Genomic DNA, 4,752 nt, shown 5'->3' with positions numbered 1-4,752 from the left:
GTCTCGCGGGCCGTGGGACAGCCCGAACTGCACACTCGACGAGCCGGGCCCAGGCCCGGGCCGAGACCTACGGGCGTGGCACGTTCCTCAGGTTCGCCCGGGCCATCGACACGACCTCGCCCATGCCGCCGCCCAGGACCTCCTTGCTCATCGCGACCGCGAAGCCGCGCACCTGCCCGGCCGTGATGGTCGGGGGGAGGGACAGCGCGCGCGGGTCGGTCACGACGTCGACCAGCGCGGGCCCGGGACGCGAGAGGGCCCCGCGCAGCGCCCCCCGCACGTCCTTGGCCCGCTCGACCCGCACGGACGGGATCCCTATCGCGTTCGCGACCGCGGCGTAGTCGATGTGCGGCGACTCGGTGCCGAACATGGGCAGCCCGTCGACGAGCATCTCGAGGCGCACCATGCCCAGGCTCGCGTTGTCGAACAGGACGATCTTCACGGGCAGCTCGTAGGCCTTGATCGTGATGAGCTCGCCCAGCAGCATCGACAGCCCGCCGTCGCCCGCCATGGCGACGACCTGGCGGTCGGGCTGCGCGGCCGCGACGCCGATCGCGTGCGGCACCGCGTTGGCCATGGACCCGTGCAGGAACGAACCGATGACGCGCCGCTTGCCGTTGGGGCTGATGTACCGGGCGGCCCACACGTTGCACATGCCCGTGTCGACCGTGAACACCGCGTCGTCGGCGGCCTCCTGGTCGAGGACGTCCGCGACGTACTCGGGGTGGATGGGCGAGTGCTTCTCGACGTCCTTGGTGTACGCCCCGACCACGCCCGTCATGGACTTCTCGTGCTTGGCGACCATGCCGTCGAGGAACGAGCGGTTCTTGGCCGTGTTCACGAGTGGCAGCAGGAGCCGTACGGTCTCGCCGACGTCGCCGACCACGGCGACGTCGAGCCGGGTCCGGCGGCCCAGGTGCGTGGGGTCGGTGTCGACCTGCGCGGTGCGCACGGACTCGGGCAGGAACTGGTCGTACGGGAAGTCGGTGCCGAGCAGGACCAGGAGGTCTGCCTCCTGCATGGCGTCGTGCGCGGCGCCGTAGCCGAGCAGGCCGCTCATCCCGACGTCGAACGGGTTGTCGTACTGGATCCATTCCTTGCCGCGCAGCGAGTGGCCGATGGGAGCCGCGATCTTGTCGGCGAGCGCGATCACGTCGTCGTGCGCCCCGCGGGTCCCCACGCCCGCGAAGATCGTGACCTTCTTGGCCTCGTTGATCGCGTCGGCCAGGGTCCGGAGCGCGTCGGGGTCCGGGACGATCCGGGGCTTCGCGGGGTGGACGGCGACGTCGATGACCTCGGCCGCGGCGTCGAGGTCCGCGACGTCGCCCGGGATCGTCAGGACCGAGACGCCCGGGGCGCCGTACGCGTGGTGGATCGCGGAGTTGATGACGCGCGGCGCCTGCTTGGCCGACGAGATCATCTCGGAGTACACCGAGCACTCGGTGAACAGCCGGTCGGGGTGCGTCTCCTGGAAGAAGCTCGTCCCGATCTGCGCGCTCGGGATGTGGCTCGCGATCGCGAGGACGGGCACCTTGGAGCGGTTGGCGTCGTACAGCCCGTTGATGAGGTGCAGGTTGCCGGGCCCGCACGAGCCCGCGCACACCGCGAGCTTCCCGGTGACCTCGGCCTCGGCCGCGGCGGCGAACGCGGCGGACTCCTCGTGGCGCACGTGCACCCACTCGATGCCCTTGCCCTTCCCCTTCTGGCTGCGCCGGACCGCGTCGACCACGGGGTTGAGGCTGTCGCCCACGATCCCGTAGATGCGTTCGACCCCCGCTTCGATGAGCTGCGCGACGAGGAGGTCGGCGACCGTCCTGTTGCGCTTGTCCTGGGGCCGGCCGAGTCCGAGTGCCATGGGAGAACCTCCGCACGAGGGGATGGGGGACCTCTCCATCGTGCGTCGGAAGCCCGCGGGGCGCAGCCGCTGGCGCCGTTCCGCTGGTCACGTCCGGGTGTCAGGTCCGCGTCACAGGGCGTGCGCGTGGAGTGTTCGGACAGGGCTGCCCACGGCGCCTCGGGACGGCCCGGGCTGCGCGCTGGACGAGGCGTGGTGCGGGTGGCTACTGCTCGTCGGTCACGACGTGGTCGTCTGCGAGGTCCGGACGAGGCGCACCCCGGCGCAGGACCCGCAGCGAGGCGAGCACCGCGACCACCGCGAGCCCCGCCGCGATCATGACGACCTGGAACCCGGCGTGCGCGCCCGCAGCGTCGATGCGCGAGCCCGCGATCGACGCCCCGAAGGACACGCCCACACCCAGCGACGTCCCGACCCACGCGAGACCCTCGGTGAGCTGGTTCGGCGTCACGAGGTTCTGCACCAGGGCGTTGCCGTTGATGAGGGTCGGGGCGATCGTGAAGCCCGTGACGAACATGACGACGGCCAGCATGGGCAGCGACGTGACCACGAAGAACAGGGAGACGCCGAGGGCGAGCGCGACCATGCCGATCGCGAACCGCTTCCACAGCGGTGAGACCCAGTGGCGGGCGCCGTAGGCGAGGCCCGAGATGAGCGAGCCGAGCGCGAAGACCGCGAGGATCAGGCCCGACGCCGACTTGGACCCCTGCTCCTCGGCGAACGCGATGGTCGAGACGTCGGTCGCGCCGAAGATGAAGCCCATCGCGACGAAGACGACGGCCAGCACGACCATGCCGGGCGAGCGCATCGCGGAGCCGTGCTTGACGCCTGGGACGACGGGGATCACGGGCGGTTCGGTGCGGCGCTGCGCCAGGAACCACACGCCGCCCACGACGGCTGCTACCGCGGGGACGATGATGCCCGCCGAGTCGGTGACCTCGGTCGCGAGCAGGGTCGCGAGGACCGGGCCGACGACGAACACGAGCTCGTCGAGCGCGGACTCCAGGGAGTAGGCGGTGTGGAGCTGGCGGGAGTCCTTGACGGCGTGGCTCCAGCGCGCGCGGACCATCGAGCCGTACGAGCCGATGCTCGCGCCCGCCACGACGGCGCTCACGTAGAGCCAGATCTCGGGGGCCTGGTTGACCGCGGAGAGGATCAGGCTCACGAGCCCGAGGGTGCTCACGACGAGCAGCGGGCGCATGACCTTGGCCTGGCCGACGCGGTCGACGTAGCGCGCGATCTGCGGCGAGGCGATGGCCTGAGCGATCACGTAGGCCGCGGACACGCGTCCGGCCAGCGCGTACGAGCCGTAGATGCCCTGGATCATCAGGACGATGCCGATGCCGACCATGGACATCGGGAGCCTCGCCACGACGGCGGCGGCCGAGAAGTTCAGCGCCCCCGGCTTGCTGAGGACGACACGGTAGGGGTTGCGGGAGTCGTCTGCCGCTGCGCGAGGGGGATCCTGTACCACCGTCTCATTCTCCCATCCGTTGCCCCGGCCGACGGCACACGCCCGGCGCGTGCGCGGCCCGGGGGCCGGCGACTCGTCGGCACGTACCGAGTGTCACCGTTCCACCGGGCGCGCGCGAACTGGTGCGGGCCCGCATGATGAACGGGTGAGCGAGCAGACGCAGGAGATCGCGGTCGTCGACAACACGACCGAGGAGCGCTTCGAGGCACGCACCCCCGAAGGGGAGGTGGCGGGCTTCGCCGCGTACGTGCGACAACCTGGCCAGGTCGTGTTCACGCACACCGAGGTCGACGACGCCTTCGCGGGGCACGGCGTCGGGTCGACGCTCGCGCGCGGGGCGCTCGACCAGGTGCGGGCCTCGGGGCAGAAGGTCGTGCCCCTGTGCCCGTTCATCCGGGCGTTCGTGCAGCTCCACGAGGAGTACCAGGACCTGGTCGCGCGCTGACCTTCACCGTGGCGGGACGACGATGACCGCCGTCGCGGGAATGCCCGAGCAGGGCAGGTCGTCGGGCACTACGTCCTGCCCCGCTCGGTCCCTGCCGGGATCCGTGGCTCAGGAGATGGTCGCGGCGAGCGTGACTTCCTGGCGCAGGTCGTGGTTCAGGTCGCCCGAGGCGTCGGCCGGGGTGACCGTGACCTCGAACTCGATGGGGGAGCCGGGCTGGTACCTGAAGTTCTCCCCGTAGGCGACGGACTGCCCCGGCGCGAGGACGAACGGCGCCTCGCCGGATCCCGGGACGATCGGGGAGTCGACGACACCGGCCGCCTCGAAGAGCGCGCTGTCGACGATGCTGTCCATGCCCTGCATGTAGGGCCAGTCGCCGTAGCGTGCGTCGACGCCCACGACCGTGTAGCTCAGGGGCAGGTCGGCGTCGCCCGTGTTGGTCAGGACGTAGTTGACGAACACGATCTCGTCGCCCGGGTTCAGGATCGGCTTGCCCGACTCGTCCGCGAACTGGCCGGTCTTCGTCGCGACCGCGGTGCTCACCTGATAGACGTCCACGGTGAAGCCGTCGCCCTCGGCCGTGCCGAGCTGGGTGCCGACGACCTCGTTGGACGCGGCCCACGCGGGCTTGTCGCCCGTGCCCGCGGCGGCAGGCTCGGCCTCCTTCTCGGCAGGGGTCTCCTCCGCAGCCGGCTTCTCGACGCTCGAGGCCGGGGTGGTCTCCTCGGGGGCGTCGTCGCCCGCGCAGGCGGACAGGCCGAGGACGGCGGCGAGGGCGAGGGGCAGCGCGAAGGCTGCTCGTGACGTGCGCATGGGGACTCCAGAGGATCGACGAGGGAACACTGTCGATACTAGGAGTAGAGATCTGGGGCAGATCACCATTCTGATGGTGAGAACTACCCATGTGAGATGCCCGACGAGGGGCTGCGCGGCGCCACGGGGGCCACGGGATGAGAGGGAGGAGCGGTGAGGTGCCCG

Annotated in this window: 4 protein-coding genes; 1 reads left to right on the top strand and 3 read right to left on the bottom strand. The window is 71.0% G+C overall.

From position 1 onward, the window contains the following. Positions 1-67 precede the first annotated feature (67 nt). Together ACFRCR_RS16950 and ACFRCR_RS16945 are read right to left on the bottom strand one after the other, a co-directional pair. Positions 68-1,855 (bottom strand): pyruvate dehydrogenase, encoded by a 1,788-nt coding sequence (locus ACFRCR_RS16950; RefSeq protein WP_377679158.1) that lies wholly within the window; start codon positions 1,853-1,855, stop codon positions 68-70. Positions 1,856-2,060: 205 nt separating this feature from the next. Next, positions 2,061-3,329 carry an MFS transporter gene (locus ACFRCR_RS16945; protein ID WP_377679156.1) on the bottom strand — a complete coding sequence of 423 codons (1,269 nt, stop codon included), beginning with the start codon at positions 3,327-3,329 and terminating at the stop codon, positions 2,061-2,063. 145 nt (positions 3,330-3,474) lie between these two features. On the opposite strand from ACFRCR_RS16945, the gene ACFRCR_RS16940 reads away from it, so the two are divergent. Beyond that, a complete protein-coding gene (locus tag ACFRCR_RS16940; protein ID WP_377679154.1) occupies positions 3,475-3,774 on the top strand; it encodes a GNAT family N-acetyltransferase in 300 nt (99 codons plus the stop codon). 108 nt (positions 3,775-3,882) lie between these two features. Here ACFRCR_RS16940 and ACFRCR_RS16935 read toward each other — a convergent pair whose 3' ends face one another. After that, entirely contained in the window at positions 3,883-4,587 is a 705-nt protein-coding gene (locus ACFRCR_RS16935) for a hypothetical protein (protein ID WP_377679153.1), read from the bottom strand. Between the last annotated feature and the right edge of the window lie 165 nt (positions 4,588-4,752).

The organism is Oerskovia sp. NPDC056781 (genome assembly GCF_042789955.1).
GTDB lineage: Bacteria > Actinomycetota > Actinomycetes > Actinomycetales > Cellulomonadaceae > Oerskovia > Oerskovia rustica.
The sequence above is the reverse complement of the archived record's forward strand: the minus strand, read 5'-3'. Positions and strand labels throughout refer to the sequence as shown.

What these genes read in the sequence shown, in the direction of transcription:
- ACFRCR_RS16950 (WP_377679158.1), bottom strand. Translation starts at nt 1,855, where the DNA reads ATGGCACTCGGACTCGGCCGGCCCCAGGACAAGCGCAACAGGACGGTC.
- ACFRCR_RS16935 (WP_377679153.1), bottom strand. Translation starts at nt 4,587, where the DNA reads ATGCGCACGTCACGAGCAGCCTTCGCGCTGCCCCTCGCCCTCGCCGCC.